The 21,402-nt window shown below is 72.8% G+C and carries 20 protein-coding genes; 11 read left to right on the top strand and 9 right to left on the bottom strand.

Translation table 11 applies throughout. The features are described from left to right. Positions 1-132: 132 nt before the first annotated feature. On the top strand, positions 133-1,560 hold the full coding sequence (gene rox / locus OHU74_RS33595; RefSeq protein WP_371619415.1) for a rifampin monooxygenase: 1,428 nt from the start codon (positions 133-135) through the stop codon (positions 1,558-1,560). 29 nt (positions 1,561-1,589) lie between these two features. Here rox and OHU74_RS33590 read toward each other — a convergent pair whose 3' ends face one another. The 5 genes from OHU74_RS33590 to dacB all read right to left on the bottom strand — a co-directional run bounded on the left by OHU74_RS33590 (position 1,590) and on the right by dacB (position 6,870). Beyond that, positions 1,590-1,841 (bottom strand): EF-hand domain-containing protein, encoded by a 252-nt coding sequence (locus tag OHU74_RS33590; RefSeq protein ID WP_371619414.1) that lies wholly within the window; start codon positions 1,839-1,841, stop codon positions 1,590-1,592. A 133-nt stretch (positions 1,842-1,974) separates the two neighbouring features. Continuing rightward, a complete protein-coding gene (locus OHU74_RS33585) occupies positions 1,975-3,579 on the bottom strand; it encodes a VWA domain-containing protein (RefSeq protein ID WP_371619413.1) in 1,605 nt (534 codons plus the stop codon). Positions 3,580-3,710: 131 nt separating this feature from the next. Continuing rightward, positions 3,711-4,562 (bottom strand): alpha/beta fold hydrolase, encoded by an 852-nt coding sequence (locus OHU74_RS33580; protein ID WP_371619412.1) that lies wholly within the window; start codon positions 4,560-4,562, stop codon positions 3,711-3,713. Beyond that, on the bottom strand, positions 4,559-5,161 hold the full coding sequence (locus tag OHU74_RS33575; RefSeq protein WP_371619411.1) for a TetR/AcrR family transcriptional regulator: 603 nt from the start codon (positions 5,159-5,161) through the stop codon (positions 4,559-4,561). The genes OHU74_RS33580 and OHU74_RS33575 overlap by 4 nt, the downstream gene beginning before the upstream one ends. Positions 5,162-5,229: 68 nt before the next feature. Next, on the bottom strand, positions 5,230-6,870 hold the full coding sequence (gene dacB / locus OHU74_RS33570; RefSeq protein ID WP_371619410.1) for a D-alanyl-D-alanine carboxypeptidase/D-alanyl-D-alanine-endopeptidase: 1,641 nt from the start codon (positions 6,868-6,870) through the stop codon (positions 5,230-5,232). A gap of 192 nt (positions 6,871-7,062) precedes the next feature. On the opposite strand from dacB, the gene thpR reads away from it, so the two are divergent. The 5 genes from thpR (at position 7,063) to OHU74_RS33545 (ending at position 10,515) form a co-directional block, all read left to right on the top strand. Further along, entirely contained in the window at positions 7,063-7,647 is a 585-nt protein-coding gene (gene thpR, locus OHU74_RS33565) for an RNA 2',3'-cyclic phosphodiesterase (RefSeq protein WP_371619409.1), read from the top strand. A 9-nt stretch (positions 7,648-7,656) separates the two neighbouring features. After that, positions 7,657-8,613, top strand: a complete 957-nt coding sequence (locus OHU74_RS33560; RefSeq protein WP_371619408.1) for an NAD-dependent epimerase/dehydratase family protein — start codon at positions 7,657-7,659, stop codon at positions 8,611-8,613. A gap of 78 nt (positions 8,614-8,691) precedes the next feature. Further along, positions 8,692-8,883, top strand: coding sequence for a hypothetical protein (locus OHU74_RS33555; protein WP_371619407.1), 192 nt, complete (start codon positions 8,692-8,694; stop codon positions 8,881-8,883). A gap of 118 nt (positions 8,884-9,001) precedes the next feature. Continuing rightward, positions 9,002-10,123 (top strand): hypothetical protein, encoded by a 1,122-nt coding sequence (locus tag OHU74_RS33550; RefSeq protein ID WP_371619406.1) that lies wholly within the window; start codon positions 9,002-9,004, stop codon positions 10,121-10,123. A gap of 191 nt (positions 10,124-10,314) precedes the next feature. Then, positions 10,315-10,515, top strand: a complete 201-nt coding sequence (locus OHU74_RS33545) for a hypothetical protein (protein WP_371619405.1) — start codon at positions 10,315-10,317, stop codon at positions 10,513-10,515. On the opposite strand, the gene OHU74_RS33540 is transcribed toward OHU74_RS33545, so the two are convergent. Together OHU74_RS33540 and OHU74_RS33535 are read right to left on the bottom strand one after the other, a co-directional pair. Further along, positions 10,512-11,141: a GNAT family N-acetyltransferase gene (locus OHU74_RS33540; protein ID WP_371619404.1), complete on the bottom strand. Its 630-nt coding sequence runs from the start codon at positions 11,139-11,141 to the stop codon at positions 10,512-10,514. The two genes, OHU74_RS33545 and OHU74_RS33540, sit on opposite strands and share 4 nt — an antisense overlap. Before the next feature lie 69 nt (positions 11,142-11,210). Continuing rightward, complete coding sequence (locus tag OHU74_RS33535) at positions 11,211-12,593, bottom strand: MFS transporter (protein WP_371619403.1); 1,383 nt, start codon at positions 12,591-12,593, stop codon at positions 11,211-11,213. Between the two features lie 203 nt (positions 12,594-12,796). Between OHU74_RS33535 and OHU74_RS33530 the strand changes: the two genes are divergently transcribed. After that, positions 12,797-15,451, top strand: a complete 2,655-nt coding sequence (locus OHU74_RS33530; RefSeq protein WP_371619402.1) for a SpoIIE family protein phosphatase — start codon at positions 12,797-12,799, stop codon at positions 15,449-15,451. Between the two features lie 7 nt (positions 15,452-15,458). Here OHU74_RS33530 and OHU74_RS33525 read toward each other — a convergent pair whose 3' ends face one another. Further along, the gene (locus OHU74_RS33525; RefSeq protein WP_371619401.1) at positions 15,459-15,923 is read right to left on the bottom strand and encodes an Lrp/AsnC family transcriptional regulator; all 465 of its coding nucleotides are present in this window, start codon (positions 15,921-15,923) and stop codon (positions 15,459-15,461) included. A gap of 128 nt (positions 15,924-16,051) precedes the next feature. Between OHU74_RS33525 and OHU74_RS33520 the strand changes: the two genes are divergently transcribed. From OHU74_RS33520 to OHU74_RS33505, 4 genes are all read left to right on the top strand, one after another. Next, on the top strand, positions 16,052-17,056 hold the full coding sequence (locus OHU74_RS33520) for a DMT family transporter (protein WP_371619400.1): 1,005 nt from the start codon (positions 16,052-16,054) through the stop codon (positions 17,054-17,056). After that, a complete protein-coding gene (locus OHU74_RS33515) occupies positions 17,049-18,242 on the top strand; it encodes an aromatic amino acid transaminase (protein WP_371619399.1) in 1,194 nt (397 codons plus the stop codon). Before OHU74_RS33520 ends, OHU74_RS33515 begins: the two co-directional genes overlap by 8 nt. A 52-nt stretch (positions 18,243-18,294) precedes the next feature. Further along, positions 18,295-18,618, top strand: coding sequence for a putative quinol monooxygenase (locus OHU74_RS33510; RefSeq protein ID WP_371619398.1), 324 nt, complete (start codon positions 18,295-18,297; stop codon positions 18,616-18,618). A 178-nt stretch (positions 18,619-18,796) separates the two neighbouring features. Beyond that, positions 18,797-20,215, top strand: coding sequence for a beta-propeller fold lactonase family protein (locus OHU74_RS33505; protein WP_371619397.1), 1,419 nt, complete (start codon positions 18,797-18,799; stop codon positions 20,213-20,215). Between the two features lie 69 nt (positions 20,216-20,284). Here the strand turns inward: OHU74_RS33505 and OHU74_RS33500 are convergent, their stop codons facing one another. Beyond that, entirely contained in the window at positions 20,285-21,316 is a 1,032-nt protein-coding gene (locus tag OHU74_RS33500) for a trans-acting enoyl reductase family protein (protein WP_371619396.1), read from the bottom strand. Positions 21,317-21,402: the final 86 nt, after the last annotated feature.

The following is a 21,402-nucleotide window of genomic DNA, read 5'->3' as shown; positions in this document are numbered from 1 at the left end:
GAAAGGGCAAGGAGATCAACCGCTCCTTGCCCTCTTCAACATATAGCGCACGGGGGGCCTTGCGGCAAGGCCCCCTTTATCCCGCAAACTCTCCGTTCACAAGCAAAATCTGCGGCATTTGGGGCGGTTTTCATGATGGACGTAGTGGTGGCCGGCGGCGGACCGACCGGCATGATGCTGGCCGCCGAGTTGCGGCTGCACGGTGTGCACGTGGTCGTGCTGGAGAAGGAAGCGGAGCCGACCAGGGTCGTACGGGCCCTCGGCCTGCATGCGCGCAGCGTGGAGGTGATGGACCAGCGCGGTCTGCTGGAGCGGTTCCTCCCGCTCGGCCGGCAGTACCCGGTCGGCGGGTTCTTCGCCGGCATCACCAAGCCGTCGCCGGACGGGCTGGACACCGCTCATCCGTACGTCCTCGGCATCCCGCAGACCATCGTCGAACGCCTGCTGACCGAGCGCGCCGCCGAACTCGGCGTCGAGATCCGGCGCGGCCACGAACTGGTCGGGCTGAGCCAGGACGAGCACGGGGTGACGGCCGAGCTGGCCGACGGTACGCAGCTGCGCTCGCGCCATCTCGTCGGCTGCGACGGCGGCCGCAGCACGGTGCGCAAGCTGCTCGGCATCGGCTTCCCGGGCGAGCCCACCAGGACCGACACCCTGCTGGGCGAAGTGGAGCTGACCGCGCCGTCGGAGACGGTCGACGCGGTGGTGTCCGAAGTCCGTAAGACCCAGCTGTGGTTCGGCGCCATGCCCCTCGGGGACGGGGTGTACCGCGTGGTCGCTCCCGCCGCCGGGGTGGCCGGGGACCGCAGGGTCCCGCCGACCCTGGACGAGCTGAAACGGCAGATGCGGGAGGCCGGCGGCACGGACTTCGGCGCCCACTCGCCGCGCTGGCTGTCCCGCTTCGGCGATGCCACCCGGCTGGCGGAGCGCTACCGGGACGGCCGGGTGCTGCTGGCCGGCGACGCGGCGCACGTACACCCGCCGGTCGGCGGGCAGGGTCTCAACCTCGGGGTCCAGGACGCCTTCAACCTCGGGTGGAAGCTCGCCGCGCAGGTGCGCGGCTGGGCACCGGAGGGGCTGCTGGACAGCTACCAGGCCGAACGGCGCCCGGTGGCCGCCGACGTGCTGGACAACACCCGTGCGCAGATGCAGCTGATGTCCCTCGAACCGAACGCCCGGGCGGTGCGCCGGCTGCTGTCGGAACTGATGGAGTTCGAGAACGTGAACCGGCACCTGACCGAGAAGATCATCGCGACCGGGATCCGCTACGACCTCGGCAAGGGCCACGAGCTCGTCGGGCGGCGGCTGCGGGACATCGAGCTCGAGCGGGGCCGCCTCTACGAGCTGATGCACGAAGGCCGGGGACTGCTGCTCGACCAGACCGGGCGGCTCTCGGTGGCGGGCTGGGCGGACCGGGTCGACCACGTGGTCGACGTCAGCGGAGAACTGGACGTGCCCGCGGTGCTCCTGCGGCCGGACGGCCACGTGGTCTGGGCCGGCGAAGACCAGCAGGACCTGCTCGGCCGGCTGCCCGGGTGGTTCGGCGCGGCCACCGGCTGAGCGCGCGGCGGCGCGCCCCGGCGGACCGGCTACCAGCCGAAGCGCCGGTCGACCTCGCGCTCGAACTCCTCGAAGGTCAGGACCCCGTCACCGTCCAGGTTGGCCTGGTCGAAGAGGGCCGAGGAGGCGTCCGCGTCGCCCACTCCCCAGAAGGGCAGGTCGCCGGCGGCGGCGAGGGTGGGTCCCTTGGTACGCAGGGCGCTGATCACCTCGGCACGCGTCAGGACGCCGTCGCTGTTGAGATCCAGCGCGTCGAAGAGCTTGCGGGCCTTGGCGCTCATGACCTGGTCCTTTCACCGGTGGTCCGGCGGCGCGGAGATCCGCCGGGCCCTCAGCCTACGACCCGCCCTTCGGGCCGGGGAGGGCGGCCGTGCCGGACGGGGCCGGCCGCGCAGACCGGCCCCGTCAGCGGCGTCATCGGTTCAGTTGACCGGCCTGCCGGAGCGCATCCGCCAGTTCCCGCACGGCGGGGTCCTCCGTGCGGTCCGCCAGCCGCTGCGCGTGACCGGCGAGCCGGTCCAGGGAGGCGGAGCCCGGTACCCGCTCCCAGCCGCCGTCGCGCTCCCGCAGCGCCGAGGCGAAGTAGGCCGCCACCGCCGTGATCTGGAGGCGCGGCGGAGCCTGGGTCCACAGGTCGCCCCGTAGCGCGCTCTCCTCTACCCCGCCGGACCGCTCGTGCGGGGCCCGGGTGCTCGGGTCCAGCCAGCGCACCGTGGCCGTCGCCACGTGGCCGGTCGCGCCGGGGCGCAGCCGGACCGCGTACAGGGCGGTCACCGTGTGACCGGGGCCGACCTCGCCGCCGTCCACCGCGTCGTTGCGGAAGTCCTGGTCGGCGACCTTGCGGTTGTCGTAGCCGATCAGCCGGAACCGCTCGACGGTCTGCGGGTCGAAGGAGACCTGCGCCTTGGCGTCGCGGGCCCGCAGTTCGATCTGTGCGGGGAGTTCTTCGCAGAAGACCTTGCGGGCGCCTTCGCTGTCGGAGACATAGGTGGTGTGGCCGTCGCCCTTGTCGGCGAGCTGTTCCATGAAGGCGTCGTTGTACTGGCTGCCCACGCCCACGCCGAACAGGGTGATCCCGTGCTCGGTACGGGCTCCGGAAATCCGCTTGAGGATGGCGTCGGCGGTGGTGGCGCCGGTGTTGGCGAGGCCGTCGGAGAGCAGGACGACCCGGTTGGTGGCGCCGGGCCGCAGGGCCTTGACCGCCTCGTCGTATCCGAGGGTGATGCCCGCTTCGACGTTGGTGGAATCGTCGGTGCGCAGCCCGTTGACGACCTGGTGGATCTGGTCGCGGTGGCCGGCGACGGGGGTCATCGCGAGCCGGGTCCGGGCCTTGCCGCTGAAGGTGACGACGGCGACCGAGTCGTCGTCGTGCAGCTGGTCGGTCATCAGGTTCATGGAGGTGCGCACGAGGTCGAGGCGGCCGGGCTCCGCCATGGAGCCGGAGACGTCCACGACGAAGGTGAGGGCGGCGGGTGCGCGGCGCTCCGCGCCGTCCGAGCCCTGCCCGGAGCCGCGGGTGGCGAGGCCTACGCGGACCAGGGACCAGTCGGCGTCGGTGGTCCGGGCGCCGTCGACGGTGACCGAGAAGCCGTCGCCGTCGGGCTCCTGGTAGTCCTGCCGGAAGCTGTTGACGAACTCTTCGGGGCGGATGGTCGCGGGGTCGGGCAGGTGGCCGTCGGCGAGCGTGCGGCGGGCGTAGCCGTAGCTGGCGGTGTCCACGTCGAGCCCGAAGGTGGAGAGGTAGTCGGCGGGCGGGGCGCTGGCGCGCCGTCCGTCGGACTCCCCCTCGGCGCTGCCGCCGGGAGAGGGTGCCACGGGTCTCGGTTTCGCGTCGGTTCCGTTCCAGCCGCGGTCGGCCTGCTTCGAGCCTCCGTATCCGCCGCCGGATCCGCAACCGGTCAGCAGCAGGCCGGCCGCGGCGAGCGCGGCGATCAGCCGCCCGTACCTCTTCCTGCGGTCCGGGCGGGGTGCCCGGGGCGTCCCGGACGGGTGGGGCGCGCGATCCTGCTGGGGGGTCATGGCGTCTCCCTCGAAGCGTCGTAGGTGTTGAATTGGACGCTTGGGAGGGCCTGTTGGAGCTGTCGAAGGCATTCCGAACGCGTATCGAAGCGACAACGGCAGGCGGAACGTCAAGGTCTGGTATCGGTGGCCTACCCCCGCAGGGCCTTGCGGAGGAGTTCCGCGAACTCGGCGGGGTGCGTGGTCAGGCCGGTGTGTCCGCCGGGGAAGTGCAGGAGTTGCTCACCTAGGCGTTCGGCCAGGAACTCGGCGGAGCGGTAGGGCAGTTCGCCGTGCGAGTCCTGGCCGCCGGCGAGCACGAGCCGGTGCGACAGCGCCTGGAGCCGGTGCAGGTCCGGGGTGTAGGACATGAAGGCGGGCACGATGCGGCCCACGAAGTACGGCAGGCCCGCCATCGTCTGCTCGGCCCGCGCCGCGGCCCGGGGCGGAAGCCTCAACTCGGGCTCGGGCTGCGGCCCGCCGGTGTCGCCGGTGTCGCCGGCCGCCTTCAGGCCGGCGGCGAACACCGCGAGGGCGGGCATGAGCCCCTGGGTGCGCAGCGTCTCCTGCACCCGCGCGAGGAACGCGCGGTGCCGGGCGGCGTCCGGGAGGACCTCCACCAGCGGGGGTTCGTGCGCCACGAGGCGTTCGACGCGGCCGGGGTGCGTGGTGAGCAGGTGCACGGCGGCGATCGCCCCGGAGCTGGCGGCGAACACCCGGGCCGGTTCGCCGGGCGACAGCAGTTCCAGGATGCGCAGGGCGTCGTCGGCGTGCTCGGCCACCCGCTGTTCGGCCTCGGGATCGTCCAGCGGGCTCCGGGAGAGGCCGCGCGGGTCGTAGGTCGCCACCGTGTACTCGGCGGCCAGGTCCTCGGCCACGTCGTCGAAGGCGGCCGCGCCGCCCGTCCCTCCGGGAATGAGCAGCAGGAGCGGACCCCGGCCCCGCACTTCGTAGTGCAGGGTCGCCCCGTTCACGCGCAGGCTGCCGATGGTCGGGGTGGTCATGAGGAGACTCCTTCTCGGGAGGAGGGGGAGGGGGGCCAGTGCTCCAGGAGGGTGTGCAGGGCGTCGAGGGCGCGGATCCACGAGTCCTGGGGCGGGCGTGCGTGCCCGAAGCCGCCGGCGGCTTCCAGGGCGACGAACCCGTGGAACGTGCTGCGCAGCAACCGGACCGCGTCGGTCAGGTCGGGCTCGGCCAGTCCGTAGCCGCGCAGCATTCCGTAGGTCAGCTCGACCGCGCGCCGCGGTCCGGGCGCCCGGGCGGCCAGTTCGGGGTCGATGCGGATCGCGGCCTGCGTCGCCGCGTAACGGCCGGGGTGCCGGTGTGCGTACTCCCGCCAGGCGTTGGCGAACGCGAGGAGCGCGTCCTTGCCCGCCCGGCCGGCGGTGGCCTCCGCGATGCGGATGGTCTTCTCGTCCGCCGCCAGCAGCGCGATCCTGCCGCGCAGGTCCTCCAGGTTGCGCACGTGGGCGTAGAGGCTCGCGTCCTTCACACCCAGCCGCCGCGCCACCTGCGACATCGTCACGCGGTCCAGTCCGACCTCGTCCGCCAGTTCGGCGCCCGCGAGCGTCACCCGCTCCGCCGTCAGCCCTGCCCGCACCATGTGCCCACCACCGTTCCTAGGGATCCTAGTTTTAACCTAGGACCCCTAGGAACGCAACCATCGCAGGCTCAGTGCGCCTCCTGCGCCTCCTGGAGGTAGGCGGCGATCAAGGCCAGGTCGTTGGCGATGGACAGGATCCCGTCGGGGTTCTCGGTCGGTGTGGACGCCCCGTTGACCCCGGCGAAGAAGGTGTCGAAGCGGCCGCCGCCCTTGTCGAGGTAGCCGGCGATGGTGATGGCGCCGACGGCCAGCCGGTCGTTCAGGGAGTCCCCTCCGACGGCCGCACCGGTCTTCCCGAACACCTTGCCGCGCGCCGGGCAGCTCCGGCAGTTGTCGGCCAGCAGACCGTCGACCCCGAGGATGGGCAGGGCCTCGCGGAAGAGCCGCGCGTCCGGGGTGCGCTGCCAGTAGGCCAGCATCTGCACCAGCGCCTGGGGCGTGGACCGGTCGGCGGGGTTGCCGCCCCGGCCGTCCATGAGCTGCACCTGATCGCGGTCGACGCCCGCCCGGTCGAGGAAGGCGGCCAGCACCGGGAAGCCGTCGGCGCACTGGTGGCTGCCGGTGGTGACGGCCATCAGGCAGATGCCCAGGTTGGCGCCCAGGTTGTGGCTGACCTTGAGGATCAGCTTGGCGTACTGCTCGTACGGCGGTGAGGTGTACGCCGCCACCCGCGGGCGGCCCGCGTAGTCCTGCGGCAGCCGGTCGGCCCGGTTGGGGCCCGTCGCGGCGGCGGTGACCTGCACCCCGGCCCGGCCGAGCGCCTCGATGAGCGCGGTGCGGCCGAAGGCGGCCGGATCCGTGATCGGGGAGGTGCGCAGCAGCGGCTGGGCGTCCGCGGCGATCGTGCCGGACAGCTGGATCCGGGTGCCGCCGTCGGTGGCCGTCACCGTGACCGCGGCCGGTTTGCCGGCCGCGACGGTCGTCACCGTGGAAGTGACCTGGTACGGAGCGACCTTGGGCCGCCAGTCGATCCGGGCCTTCGCGCCCGGCCCGGTCCCGGGCGTGGTCAGCAGGTCGATGAGGTTGTCGTTGAGGATCAGCGGTGTCGGGGTGGGGTCGAGGATCGGGTCGGGGGCGAAGAGCCGGCTGTCGACGAGCACGTCGCCTTCGACGCGGGTGATGCCGGAGTCGCGGACCTGCCGGGCCAGTTGGTCGATTCCGGCGAGCGGGTTCTGCGGGGTGAGCGTCGCTCCGGGGAAGTCGTTGGCGTAGGTGTGGTCGAGGTCGGTGTACGCGACCGTGCCGTCGGCGCGGGTCCGGCCGCCGAGGGTGAGGTCGCCCTGGGCCACGAGGTCGAGGTCCCCGCTGAGCGTGGCCCCCTTGCGCTCCCCGACCGCGTAGAGGGGGGTCACGAAGCGGTGGTCCGTGCCGAGGGTGCGCCAGGTGCCGGAGACGGGGAACAGCTTCGCGGTGGAACCGGGTATGAAGAACTGTCCGGGGAACAGGCTGTGCTCCACGCGCCCGCCGTCCGGTTCGCTCTGCAGCAGGCCCCACTGGGCATGGCGGTACTCCGGCTTGCCCATGATCTCCGTGATGCGCGGGTCGAGGCGGCCCGGATCCCCCACGCCGGTCGGAAAGGGCGACGGGGAGGGCGGGGGCGACGGGGCCGCACGGGCACCCGTACTCAGGGCGAGCGTCACCAACAGCAGGGCGGCGCAGCCGGCGGCCGTCTGCCGCCACCGCGCCGCACCGCGGATCGGATGTCCCACAGCGCGCTCCGTTCGTCGCGGCTGTCGTCTCCCCGGACCCGGGGGCACCTGACCAGCCTGGCACGGCCCGGCACGGCACGCATGCGGGCCCGCCGGACCGTGGTGCGGTGCGGTGCTGTAGGACCGTGGTGCGGTGCGGCCGGATCGTGGTGTGGTGCCGGGTCCCGTGGCCGATGGTGTACGAATTCCTTCGTGAACGAACAGATCCGGCCCGCGACCACCCGCGTCTTCATAGCGCTCGCCCCGCCCGACGACGCGAAGGAGGAGCTGGCCCGGGAACTGCGGCCCGCCTACGAGACGTACCCGCACATGCGCTGGAACCGCATCGAGGACTGGCACATCACCCTGGCGTTCCTCGGCGAGCTCCCCGTCGCCGCGCCCGAGCTCCTGAGGCCGCCGCTCGCGGGCTTCGCGGCGACGCGCCGGCCGCTGGAACTGGCCATGCACGGCGGCGGGCACTTCGACGAACGGGTGCTGTGGACCGGGATCGACGGGGAGCTCGAAGGACTGCACCGGCTGGCCTCCGAGGTCCGTGACGTGGTCAGGGCCTGCGGCGTGCCCTTCGAGGAGCGGCCGCTGCGCCCCCACCTGACCCTGGCGCGGTCCGGCCGCGGCGACCGGTCCAGCGTCACGGAAATCGCCACCGGGCTGGCCGCGTTCACCGGGCGCCGGTGGCCGGCCGCACGCCTGCACCTGGTCGCCAGCAACGTCGGCCGCGGCCCCGGGCCGATCCACTACCGCGACATCGAGGCATGGAGCTTCGACGGCACGCACTAGTGTTCGTCCGTGAGCTTTCATCTCGTCATCGGATTCGGGCCCGCAGGCGCCGCCACCGCTCGGCTGCTGGCCGAGCAGGGCCATGCCGTGCGGGTCGTCACCTCCTCGGGTCGGAGCCCGGAACCGGGGATCGAGCACCTCGCGTTCGACGCCGCGGACAGCGGGCGGCTGGCCGAGGCCGCGCGGGGCGCGACCGCGATCTACAGCTGCGGCGGACCGCCCTACCCCCGCTGGGCGGGCAGTTGGCCGCCGCTCGCCTCCTCGCTCTGCGCCGCCGCGGAGGCGACCGGAGCGGTGCTGGTGATGCTGGGGAACCTCTACGGCTACGGTCCGGTGGACGTCCCCATGACCGAGGACCTGCCGCTCGCGGCCACGGGCCCCAAGGGCCGGGTGCGCGCCGCCGTGTGGGAGCAGGCGCGGAAACTGCACGACCAGGGCCGCATCCGCGCGGTCGAGGTGCGGGCCTCGGACTTCTTCGGGCCCTCGGTGACCGATGGCGGCCACCTGGCGGCCCGGGTGATGCCGGGGCTGCTGCGCGGCAAGCCGGTCTCCGCCCTCGGCGACCCGGACGCCCCGCACAGCTGGACCTACCTCCCCGATGTGGCGGGCGCCCTGGTCGAGGTCGCGGCGCAGGAGCGGGCCTGGGGCCGACCCTGGCACGTCCCGACCGAACCGGCCCTGTCCGTACGGGAGATGACCGGTCTCCTGGCGGCCCGGGCGGGATCGGGCCCGGTCGCGGTGCGCCGGATCCCGCCGGCCGTACTGGGCGTGGGCTCGCTGTTCTCCCCGATGATCCGCGAACTGAAGGAGATCCGGTACCAGTTCGAGCGTCCCTTCGTCGTCGATTCGAGCGCCTACGAGGCTCGGTTCGTGCTGCGGGCCACCCCCGTCGGCGAACAGGTCGAGGCGACGGTGGACTGGTGGCGTGAGCGGCAGGCCGCTGCGGGACGCCCCCCGGTCCGGTGAACACCCCGTACCCGACCCGAACCCACCCGTACGCGACCCGTAGGTGACCCGCCCGGCGCCGTCGGCGTTGTTGCCGGTATGGACGAGACCACCGAACTCCTCGACATCCTGCTCGACGGCGCCACCGAACAGCGGCTCAAGCTGATCAGCGGGGACGAGGCCAGGGCCCTGATGGTTCTCCTGGGCTACCTGGACGACGAAAGCCAGCCCGAAGACGTACGGCGCAACGCGGCCGAGATGCGGCTGCGCCTCGCGTCCCGCCTGGCCTGAGCCCCCGGCCCGGCCGACCCGCCCCGGCCGGGGGGCCTTTCCGCCGTGTCAGCGGCACCCCGTACTCTCCCGCTGATCAGGAAGTTCACGGGGTGCACGATCCAGGCGGGGGCAGTACATGACATACCGGCGCGCGGCGATACCGGCATTGGCTGGAGGGCTGCTCCTGGCGGCGCTCCTGTGGTGGGCGGGGGCGAGCACGGCCGCACTGCGCCTGCCGGGCAGCACCGACGTCCTCGGCTTCAAGGCCACCAGCGAGCTCGAACACTGGCTCGCCCCCTGGTCCTACGATCCCCCCGGCACGGAGGGAGCGGGCGGCGGTTACGGGTCCGGCGGCGCGGCCCGCTACCTCTCGCTGTACGAGACCGCGGTACAGATCCGCTTCGGTGCGGTCTTCGCCTTCTTCCTGCCCGGGGCGCTGCTCCTGGTCCGCAGGCTGCCGCCGGTGCGCGGCCGGATGCCGGCGGCGCTGCTCGCCGTCTGGGCCTGGGGCCTGGTGGCCGGGATGCTGGCGAGGGCCGTCTCCGCGCCCTGGCTGATCGCCGGACAGGGCCACGGAAGCTACCGATTCCTGCCGCAGTTCTCGAGCGTGATCGCCTCCGGAGCCCAGGTTCTGGTGGTGGCCGCCCTGGTAGCGGCGACGGTGACGGTGCTCGTGGCGCGGATCACCGCCAAGGGAGCGGGCCCGCTGCCGCAGGCCGTCGTACCGGCGCGCGCGACCCGGCTGGCCGCCACCGTCGGAACCTCGCTGATCGCCGTATCGCTGTGGGTCCTCTCGTACCAGTCCGTCGCCGCCTCCATCCAGGAGGTCTCCACCGACTCCGGGCTGTTCTCCGAACCCGGCGAACTCCTGCGCCAGTGGCTGCTGCTCGGCGGCTGGACGGCGCCGACGGGCGGGTCGCTCGGCCGGTGGCTCCTGTACCGCGTCCCCGACCTGCTGTTGCTCGCCGTGGTGTGGGGGGCCCTGCGCAGGCTGCCGGGACTGCTCACGCGGGTCACGGTCCCGGCGGTGGTGGTGGGCGCGGTCTGCGCGACCGTCCTGGGCCTCCTGGCGAGCCAGTTGCTGCAGGTCGTGCTGACGGCGGCCGACTCGGGCGCGCCCTGGGGGGCGCTGGGCCTGTTCGCCGGCCTCGGCGGCGGCGTCCCGGCCGCCCTGACCTGGGGTCTGGTGGCGGGAGCCGCGGCCGCCGTGACCCTGCGGGTGGTCACGGACCGCACGGCACCGGCGGAAAGGGCCTGAGTCTCCACGGGACGGCGGGCCCGCCCACTGGTACAAAGCGGTGGCTCTGGGCCCAGGCCCGGAGTGGCTGCGTGTCCTGCCGGGCGTCAGCCCCTTGGCTGGTGGGCACGGGCCGACCGGTCCGAGGGCCATCCCCCTCGGCCCGGCCCGCGCCTGTTGACCCTTCCCGGTATCTCGTGAAAGGCCTTTCCATGCGCGCCGTTTCCTCCGTGCTGACCGCCGTTGCCGCCCTCACCATCGTCCTGGGCGGTGCCTCCGCGGCCAGCGCCGATGTGAATGTGACCATCCCGGAGGGCAGCTCCTACACCCTCGTCTTCGGCGACTGGCTCCAGTTCGCCGCCGACGACGTCTTCAACGCCGGTCACGACAACACGGTCGGTTCCAACAACTAGCCGGTCCGGGAGTGCCGGGCGATGCGATGTTCGAGCCCCGCCCGGCACTCCGGCCACTCCGCGGCGGTGATCGAGAAGATCGCGGAATCGCGGAGCCGGCCGTCCTCGCCCGGAGCCCACGACCGCGACCAGTTCCGCAGGACTCCCTCGAACCGCGCGCCCACCCCTTCGATCGCGGCCCGGCAGCGGCTGTTGCGCGCGTCCGTCTTCAGATCGAGGCGTGCCACCCGCCAGTTCTCGAAGGCGTGCCGGAACAACAGGTACTTGGCCTCGGTGTTGATCCCCGTGCCCTGGGCCGATGCCGCGAGCCAGGTGTAACCGACTTCGATCGCGCACAGCCCCTCACCCGTGGGCCACGGCCGCGGATCCCAGAAGGCGGTGGCCCCGACGGCTCGCCCCGTCGCCCGTTCCACCTGCGCGTAGGGAGCCAGCTTTCCCGCGGCGGCACGGGCCAGCTGGGCGTCCACGTACCCTTCGACCCCGGCAGCCGTGGGCACCCAGGTGAACCCGAACGAAGTCCGGTCCCCTGCCGCCGCCACGGCCAGGTCCGCCGCATGGCGGTGCTCCAGCGGTTCCAGCCGCACGAGTGCGCCTTCCAGAACCGGTCCCTCCAGTGTGAAACCCACCGATCACCCCTCCGCACCGACACGGACCGTCCGTATCCGTCCAGGGCGCAGCGTTCCAGAGCCTTCGCGTCACGTCGTGCGAATATCGCCGCCCTCGGCCGGCACGGTCGTCGCCGCCGCCCCCGTCCCCGTCCCGGTCCCCGTCGTAGCCTTCATCGCCTTCATCGCCGCGAGCCTTCGTACGCTGGAGCGCTGTTGTACGACGGACAGGCCCGCCACCGCCGCGCCGAGCACGAGCCAGCCCGCCGGTCCGGCCGTCATCACCACGCCGGTCAGCAGCAGCGGCCCGGCGGACTTCTGTACGGACTGGGCCATGCCCGCCACTCCGAGGTAGGAGGCCTTCGCCCCCTCGGGCGCGAGGAAGACCGCCAGTTCCCAGGAGCTCACCGAGCGCATCAGCTCCGCGAAGGTGACCAGCACCGCCGCTGCCAGCAGGACGGCCGAGGCGGTCCAGGAGCCGCCTCCCGTCGATGCGGCCATGAGTGCGCAGCAGGCGAACACGGTGAGCCCGTAGACGAGGACCGCTCCCGTCGCCCGGCGCGGCCCTTCGACCCTGGCCGACACGCGGATCTGGAGCAGGACGACGAGCACGGTGTTGATCACGAGGAAGGCCGGAATCACGGCGTGGGGTGCGTCGGTGTGCTCCACCAGCCACAGCGGCAGACCGACGTCGAGGATCGTCGAGTCCAGGTTCATCGGGATGTCCAGCAGGGCGAACCGGAGGTATCCGCGGTCCCGCCAGGGGCTCGGGGCGGGACCTCCGGGCGGCCCGTCCGCCGCGGCGGTGGCGCCTTCGCCGGTCCGCGCGGTCACGTGCCCGTGGCCGCGCGGCTCCCGGGTGCGCCAGACCAGCGCCGCGGCCGCCAGGAACGACAGCGCGTTGCCCAGGATCAGCACCTGGTAGGCGGCTTCGGTGCCCACGGCGAGGCCGATCGCGGCGATGCCCGCGCCGATCCCGTAGCCGGCGTTGGCCGAACTGCGGGACAGCGCCTGGTAGGCGGAGCGCCGCTCGCCCGCGACCCGGGTGGCGAAGAGCATCTCCAGCGTCTTGGCCGCCCGGTCGCCCAGGGAGGTGACGGCGACCACGAGCAGCAGCAGCTGGAAGCTGGTGACGACGAGCAGCGCGCAGAGGGTCGCGAGCCGCAGGAGGTGGCAGGCGATCAGCAGCGAGCGCACCGGGAAACGATCCGCCAGGTGGCCCGCGAGCGGTGATCCGGCGATGCCGGCCACTCCGGCCGCGCCCAGCAGCAGACCCAGCTGCCGGGCGTCGAGTCCGGCCACGAGGGTGAAGTACAGGACCGAGGCCGCGGCCCACACTCCCGTACCGGTCCGGTCCAGCAGCTGGGCGAACAGCATGATCCGGGCGTCCCGGCCCCCCGGCGGCCGCCGCAACTGCGCCACCAGGCCGGCTCCGCTGCGCCGGTCCTTCCGGGTCCCCGTGCCCCGCCGCATTCCAGTCCCCCGCACGCTCGGCAAATGTATCTCGATGTCGAGATACTTCGCGCAGCCTGCCCCAGATTAATCTTGACGTCAAGATAGTTCGGCTCCGTCGCGCCCCTCCCGCGACGCGCGGCGCCCGACCGGCGCACCCCGGACGACCCGGGGTGCTACAACTGGTTCGTGACCGGTCCTTGCAACCCGTACCGGGGACGTCGGTGCGGTCACTGAGCAGAAGTCGCCCGCGCAGCGTCGCCCGCCAGGTATTCGTCCTTCAGGTGGCGGTCGTGGTGCTGCTCGCCGCTGCCGCCGTACTGGCCCTGGTGCTGCAGTCGCGCCGCGACATCGACCGCGAGGCCCGCACCCGGTCCGTCGCGGTCGCGGAGAGCTTCGCCCACTCGCCCGGGCTGCGGGAGGCGCTCCGCTCCCCCGATCCCTCCGCCGTCCTCCAGCCCATCACCGAGGCGACGCGCAAAGTCGCCGGGGTGGACTTCATCGTGGTGATGGACACCAACGGGATCCGCTACACCCATCCGCTGCCCGACCGCATCGGCAAGAGGTTCGTCGGCACGATCGGCCCCTCCCTGGCCGGCCGGGTGTACACCGAGAGCGTGCACGGGCCCCTGGGCAACGAGATCCAGGCCGTGGTGCCGGTCTTCTCGGCGGACGGCCGGGTAGTGGGGCTGGTGTCGGCCGGCCTCACCGTGGAGAACGTGACCGGCGCCTTCGACCGGCAGCTCCCCGTCATCCTCGGCGCCAGCGCCGCGGGCCTGGCCCTGGCCACCGCCGGCTCGGCGCTGATCAGCAGGCGCCTGCGACGGCAGACCCGCGGGCTCGGCCCGCAGGAGATGACACGGATGTACGAGCACCACGACGCGGTGCTGCACTCCGTACGCGAAGGCGTGCTGATCATCGACGGCGCCGGGCGGCTGCTGCTCGCCAACGACGAGGCGAAGCGGCTCCTGCGGCTGGGACCCGGGGCCGAGGGCTCCTTCGTCCGGGACCTGACCGGCCTCGACCGGCAACTGTCCGACCTCCTGGTCTCCGGCCGGGAGGCCACCGACGAGGTGCACGAGGCCGGGGAGCGGCTGCTGGTGATCAACCAGCGGCCGACCCGGCCCGGCGGCGGGCCCGAGGGCTCGGCCGTCACCATCCGCGACTCCACCGACATGCAGGTCCTCAGCACCCGGGCCGACGCGGCCCGCAGGCGGCTCAAGCTGCTGTACGACGCCGGTGTGGGCGTCGGCACCACCCTGGACGTGGAGCGGACGGCCCAGGAGCTGGCCGATGTCGCCGTACCGCGCTTCGCGGACTTCGTGACCGTCGATCTGGCGGAGCCCGTGCTCCAGGGCGACGAGCCCACCCCGTCGGCGGACCTGCTGCGCACCGGGGTCAGCGGCATCCGGGACGACGCGCCCCTCTACCCACGCGGCCGGCTGATCGGCTTCCTGCCCTCCACCCCCCAGGCGCGCGGACTCAGCAGCGGCCGGGCCGAGGTGGTCGCCGACCTGGCCCTGGCGCCCGGCTGGTTCGCACAGGACCCTCCCCGGGCGCAGGAGATCATCGACTACGGGATCCACTCGCTGATCACCGCCCCGCTCAAGGCCCGCGGCGTGGTGCTCGGCGTGGCCAACTTCTGGCGCTCGCGCAAACCGGCCCCCTTCGACGAGGAGGACCTGTCGCTGGCGGAGGAGCTCGTGGCCCGGGCCGGGATCACCATCGACAACGCCCGCCGCTACACCCGTGAGCACGCCCTGGCCGTGACGCTCCAGCACAGCCTGCTCCCCCGCGACCTGCCCGAGCAGACCGCCGTGGAGGTGGCGCACTACTACCTGCCCGCCCATTCCGGGGTCGGCGGCGACTGGTTCGACGTGATCCCGCTCCCGGGCAGCCGGGTCGCGCTCGTCGTGGGCGACGTCGTCGGCCACGGCCTGCACGCCGCGGCCACCATGGGCCGGCTGCGCACCGCCGTGCTCAACTTCTCCTCCCTGGACCTGCCCCCCGACGAACTGCTCGCCCGGCTCGACGACCTCGTCCAGTACATCGACCAGAGCGGCGAGGGCGGGGACGGCGGCGAGGGCGACGACGGACTGCTCGGAGCCACCTGCCTCTACGCCATCTACGACGCGGTGACCCAGCGCTGCACGGTGGCCCGCGCGGGGCACGTGCCGCCGTTCCTGGTGCGGCCGGACGGCACCGTGGAGATGCCGGACCTGCCCCCGGGCGCACCCCTGGGGCTGGGCGGGTTCCCCTTCGAGTCGGCGGAGCTGGACCTGAGCGAGGGCACCCAGCTCGTGCTGTACACCGACGGGCTGATCGAGGACCCCGCCCGCGACATCGACGAGGGGCTCGGCCTGCTCCGCACGGCCCTCACCCACGCCGACCGGGGGCCGCAGGAGACCTGCCGGGCGATCCTCGAGGGGCTGCTGCCGGAGCGGCCCCGGGACGACGTGGCCGTCCTGGTCGCGCGGACCCGGGCGCTGGCGGCGGAGCGCATCGCGGAGTGGGAGGTGCCGTTCGAGCCGAGCTCGGTGGGGGCCAGCCGGACCCGCGCGGTGGAGCAGCTGGAGGAGTGGGGTCTGTCCGAGCTGGCCTTCGAGACGGAGCTCGTGCTCAGCGAACTCGTCACGAACGCCATCCGGCACGGCGGGGCGCCGGTCCGGGTACGCCTGCTCCACGACCGGGTACTGACCTGCGAGGTCTTCGACAGCAGCAGCACCACACCGCACCTGCGGTATGCCGCCACCACCGACGAGGGGGGTCGCGGGCTCTTCCTGGTGGCGCAGATCAGCCGCAGGTGGGGGGTCCGCTACACCCCCGAGGGGAAGATCATCTGGTCCGAGCAGCAGCTGCCGGAGGCCGGGGAGTCCTGAGCGGAGCTCAGGGGGTGTTCGGGCTCGGGTAGATCCGGGACTGCTTCACGCTGCCGTACGCGAAGCTCGATTCGATCGAGGCGATCCCGGGAATGGCGTGGATCCGGTCGCGCACGAGGGCCTCGTACGCCTGCAGGCTTTCGATGACGACCCGGAGCAGGTAGTCGCTGCTTCCGGCCATCAGGTAGCAGTCCTGGATGTGCTCGATGACCGCGACGTGGTCCTCGAAGACCCTGACCGCCTCACCCGTGTGGCGTTCCAGCCGTATCCGGACGAAGACGGTGATCGGGAGTCCGAAGCCGACCTGGTCGACCATCGCCGTGTAACCGCGGATGAGACCGGCTTCCTCCAGGCGCCGCACCCGGCGCAGACAGGGCGACGGGGACAGCCGGACCCGGTCGGCGAGGTCCTGGTTGGACAGCCGTCCGTCGGCCTGCAATTCGCGAATGATGTGCAGATCGACTGCGTCCATGGTCACTCCTTGGCAGATTCTGCCCCAAAGCTATGTCTGGGTGGCAGAACTGGCAATCGACTGCCCCGGGGAAAGGCCTAGCGTTGCCTCATGGCCGGATCCGGCCCCTTGAGGCTGGAGGAACCTCCTTGGTCACGACGAATGCCGGGCCCGCCACGACGCCCCCGGACACCGGTGCCGCGGGCCGCGGGCGGCTCTCCCCGCAGGCGCGGGGCATGGTGGCGCTGCTGGTGACCGTGGCCATCTGGGCCGCCTTCGCGCTCAGTGCGCGGGCCCTGAGCGCCTCCTCCCTCCTGCCCGCCGACGCCGCCCTGCTGCGCTTCGGCGTCCCGGTGCTCGTCCTGGCGCCCGCACTGTGGCGGCGGCGCCGCCGCATCATGGCGGTGCGCCCGGCCACCGCGGCCAAGATCGTCTGTGGTGCGGGCGTGCCGTTCTTCCTCGCGGCGATGTACGGGGGCTCCCTGACCTCGGCCGCCTTCGTCGGCTCGATCGTCCCCGGGATGGTCCCGCTCTTCGTCAGCGCGCTCATGGTGGCCGGCGGCCGCGGCGCCCCCCGGGGGACGCAGGCGGCCGGGCTCGCGCTGATCGCGGCCGGTGTGGTCGCCCTGGTCTGGCGCTACGTCGTTCCGCTGAACACGCAGGTACTGGCCGGCGCCGGGATCCTCCTCGTCGCCAGCGGGCTGTGGGCCCTGTACACGGTCGGGCTCAAGGAGGTGGACCTCGACCCCGTCGGGTCCATAGGCCTGCTGTGCCTGCCCTCCTTCGCGATCATCGCCCTGCTGGTGCTGACCGGGGTGCTTCCCACCGGCCTGGCGTCCGCCGCGGGCGGCGACATCGCCCTGTTCCTGGTGGTGCAGGGGCTCGGGGTCGGCCTGTGCGCCGGCCTGCTCTACGCGTTCGCCATCCGCCGGCTCGGTGCGGAGCGCAGCTCCGTCTTCGGGAGCCTGAGCCCCGTGGCGGTCGTCCTGCTGGCCGTGCCGCTGCTCGACGAGTCGCCGACCCTGACCGTGCTCATCGGCGTACCCCTGATCACCGCGGGCGTCGTGCTCGCCAACCGGCGCCCCCGGCCCCGCCCCCTTCCCTCCGCCCTCCCCGGCTCCCACCCCGACTCCAAGGGTCCCGTAGATGCTTGAGCTCCTCCTCCCGCCGCCCGTCGACCCGCTCTGGGACCTGACCGAGGCCTTCCACGCCGACGTGCGGCCCGAGCGCCTGAATCTGGTCATCGGGGTCTACCGGGACCACACCGGGGCCACCCCGGTCATGGCGGCCGTGCGCGAGGCCGAGATACGCCTGGCGGAGCGCTCCGAGTCCAAGGAGTACCGCGGGCTCTCCGGCAACGGCGCCTTCAACCGGGCGATGCTGTCGATGGTGTTCGGGTCGGGTGCGGCCGCCGAGCGTGCCGTGGCGGTCCAGACCGTCGCGGGCAGTGGCGCACTGCGGCTCCTGGCCGATCTGATCTGCCGGACCCGGCCGGGGACCACGGTGTGGATCAGCGACCCCGCCTACGTGAACCACCGGCCCATCCTGGAGGCCGCCGGGCTGCGGGTGCGCACGTACCGCTGGGCGGACGCGCAGGGCCGCTCGGACGCCGCGGGCATGCTGGAGGACCTGGAGGGCGCCCGCCGCGACGACGTGGTCCTGCTGCAGGGGTGCTGCCACAACCCCACCGGGGTCGATCCGGACCCGGACACCTGGGAGGCGCTGGCGGCGCTCGCCGTCCGCAGCGGCTGGGTTCCGTTCGTCGATCTCGCCTACCACGGGCTCGGCGACGGCCTGGAAGCCGACCTGGCGGCGACCCGGATGCTCGCGGACCGGGTTCCGGAGATGCTCCTCGCCATCAGCTGCTCGAAGAACTTCGGCCTCTACAGCGACCGCACCGGCTGCGCCGTCGTGCTCGGCGCGTCCCGCCAGGCGCTGCGGCACGCCGAGACGGCTCTGCAGAACGCCGCCCGGACGCTCTACTCGATGCCGCCGGAGCACGGCGCGGCGATCGTCACGGCCGTCCTCGGGGACGAGGGGCTGCGGGCCGCCTGGCGGGCCGAGCTGGACGACATGCGGCACCGGATCACCGTCAACAGGACCGAACTGACCGCCCGGTTGACCGCGCTGGGCTGGGGCGCCCAGGCGGATGTGCTCGCGCGGCAGAAGGGGATGTTCTCGATGCTGCCGCTCACCCCGGACCAGATGATCCGGCTGCGCAGCCGGTTCGCCGTCTACGGGACGACCGCGGGGCGGGTCAACATCGCGGGCATCCCGGCGGACCGGATCCCCTGTCTGGCGCAGGGCATCGCCGGAGTGCTCGGCGAGGCCCGGATCTAGGTTGTCGGCGGGGCCGACCGGGCACCGAGGAGGGCGTGCTTAGAATGAGGGGATGATCTTCATTGTGGTGAAATTCCCCGTCAAGCCCGAATATGCAGCCCAATGGCCCGAGCTGGTGGCGGATTTCACCCACGCCACCCGCGCCGAGCCCGGCAACCTGTGGTTCGAGTGGTCCCGCAGCCTGGACGAGCCGGACACCTACGTCCTGGTCGAGGCGTTCCAGGACGACGCGGCGGAGGCCCACGTCACCTCCGAGCACTTCCGCGCCGCTCTGGAGACCATGCGGCCCCTGGTCACCCGTACGCCCGAGATCGTCAGCACCACCATCGAGGGCGCCACCGGCTGGAGCCGGATGGGCGAACTCCAGATCGACTGACCGCCGCCCGCCGGCCCCTCCCCCACAACCCGACGTAACGGCTGACCCAAGAGCCTCTTTTCTCCGGCTCCGGGCGGCCAAAATCATGTGCGATGCGTGCCGACTCGATGACACGGCGCGCGCATGACGGGCCCCCGACGCCGATGGCAGGGGGCCCACATGGGGAGGAAGCATCACCATGAGCATGGACGCGACGATCAGACCCACGGGTTTACGCCGATTCGGCCTGCCCCACCACGTCACGACCTGGGCGGCGGCCACGGTGCTCGCCGCGGGCACGCTGACCGCGGCGGCCGGTTCGGCGCAGGGCGCGGCGCCCGCGCACCCGACCGTCTACGTCGCCAACAGCGACGCCGACAGCGTTTCGGCGATCGACACCGTCACCGGCGCGACCCTCGCCACCATCCCCGTCGGCGACGGCCCCAGTCAGGCGGCGACCACCCCGGACGGCTCGCGGGTGTACGTCTCGAACTCCGCCGATGCCACCCTGACCGCGATCGACACCGCCACCAACACCGCGACGGCCACGTTCCCCTTCGGCCAGTCCCCGGCGCAGATCGCCTTCACCCCGGACGGCAAGCGCGGTTACGTCGCCGACCGGGCGGCCCAGTCGGTGAACGTCCTGAGCCCCGACACCAACGTCCTCACCGCCTCCATCCCCGTCGCCGGCAACCCCTCGTACGTGGTCGTGAACCCGGCCGGCACCCGCGTCTATGTCACCCGCACCGCGGACGCCCGTGTCGACGTGATCGACACCGCCACGAACGCCGTCACCGCGAGCATTCCCGTCGCGGGCGATCCCCGTAGGCTCGCGGTCAACCCGGCAGGCACCCGCGTCTACGTCACCGGCAACTCCGGCAACACCGTCTCCGTGATCGACACCGCCACCAACACCGTGGTCGCCGGCCTCGGTACCGGCGGCCTCTACCCGCAGGCCGTGGCCGTCTCCCCCAACGGCACCCGCCTGTACGTGGTCAACGTGCTCTCCTCCAGCGTCTCCGTCATCGACGCGGCCGGCGGCACCATCCTGGCGACCGTCCCCGTCGGCTCCTCCCCCGTGGACACCGCCCTCGCCCCCGACGGCAAACACCTGTACGTCGCCAACTACCGCGGCGACAGCCTGTCCGTGATCGACACCGCCACGAACACCGTCACCGGGACGCTCGCCACCGGTTACGCGCCCGTCGCCCTCACCATCACCCCCACGCTCGCCGCCGACCTCGGGGTCTCCCTCACGGCCACCGCCGTGCCCGGCCTGCTCAACGGGCACATCGACTACACGCTGACCGTCACCAACTACGGGCCCGCGACGGCCGCCACCGGCACCGTCACCGCGCCCCTGACCGCCCCGATGAGCGCCACCAGCCCCAACTGCACCGTCGGCTCGGGCGCCGTCACCTGCACCGTCACGAACCTCGCCCCGGGCGCGAGCACCACCCGGCGCTTCACCGCACCGGTGGGGCTCCTCAGCCTCGGCACCGCCTACACCGTCACCGCCACCCGTACCGCCAGCAGTCCGGCCGACCCGAACGCGGCCAACGACAGCAGCAGCCGTACCTGCACCGCGCTCACCTCGCTCCTCGTCACCTGCAACTGACCTTCGGTGGCCCGCAGTCCGGCGGATGCCGGACTGCGGGCCAACCGTTCCGCGGGCCAACCCGGCCGGCTAGTGCGACAGTTCGAAGGAGAGGTGCGAGGACAGCGCGCGCAGGAAGTCCGGCGCGTCGAAGAGCTCGCCCGCGGAGACGACGCCGACCGCCCTGGTCCGTCCCGTGAGGATGCGGGAGAGCGCTTCCACCGCGAGCGGAGCCGTGACGGCGTAGATGTCCTGACCCCGGGCCACGGCGCGCCGTTCGGCGCCGCCGGAGCGCACGAGGACGTCGACGAGGAAGGTCTGCGCGGACCGGCCGCTGTCGTCGACCGCGGCCGGGGACGGGGTGTCCGCGGACGACAGGTCCGTGGCCGCTTCCGTCGTCATGTAGCCGCGCACCTCGGGGATGGACAGGTGGCTGGGGATGGTGACCGCGTCGGCCATCGTGAACTCCCCGATGACGGCCCGGGTGCCCATCGGCTCGGGGAAGGCCCACTCCAGGGTGGGCGGCGCGTCATCGCGGTACTCCAGCTGCCCGCCTGCGTACCGGACGCGCCGGCCGCCGCGCCGCTCCCGGGAGACCTTGCCCGCGAGGCGCGTCCCTTCCGTGGGGTGCCAGCTGCTCAGCCCGTACGCGACGTGCGCCTCGTCGGCTGCGGTCCAGTCCCCCATCGCCGCGGTGGCGAGCAGGTCGCCGAGGCCTCCGTAGAAGGCCATCGCGGGGAGGACCACCGCTCCTTCGGCGCGGGCCCGGTCCGTGAACCGCGCGAACGTGTCGGCGTTGGCCTCGATCTCGGCCGCGACGTCCACGTACGGGATCCCGGCGCGCAGTGCCGCCTCGATCACCGGGCCGGCGGTCGTGGCGAAGGGCCCGGCGCAGTTGATCACGGCCGCCGCACCGGCCAGCGCCCGGTCGAGCGAAGCCGGGTCGTCCACCGACGCGGGCCGGACGTCAAGGCCCGGGTGGGACTCTGCCAGTTCCTTCAGCTTGCCGGGGTCGCGGCCGGAGAGCACCGGGAGGAACCCTCGCTCCCGCAGTTCCGCCACCACGAACCGCCCGGTGTGCCCGTACGCCCCGAACACCGTCACCGTCTGCGCCGTTCCCATTGGGTTCTCCCCCGTCCGTGCCCGAATGATCCACTGCGGCCATCCTGACAGCGGTGGACCTCCCGCGCGAGTGTCTGGAACGACAT

Origin of the sequence: Streptomyces sp. NBC_00454, from assembly GCF_041434015.1 — a bacterium.
In the GTDB taxonomy this organism is placed as follows: domain Bacteria; phylum Actinomycetota; class Actinomycetes; order Streptomycetales; family Streptomycetaceae; genus Streptomyces.
The sequence above is the reverse complement of the archived record's forward strand: the minus strand, read 5'-3'. Positions and strand labels throughout refer to the sequence as shown.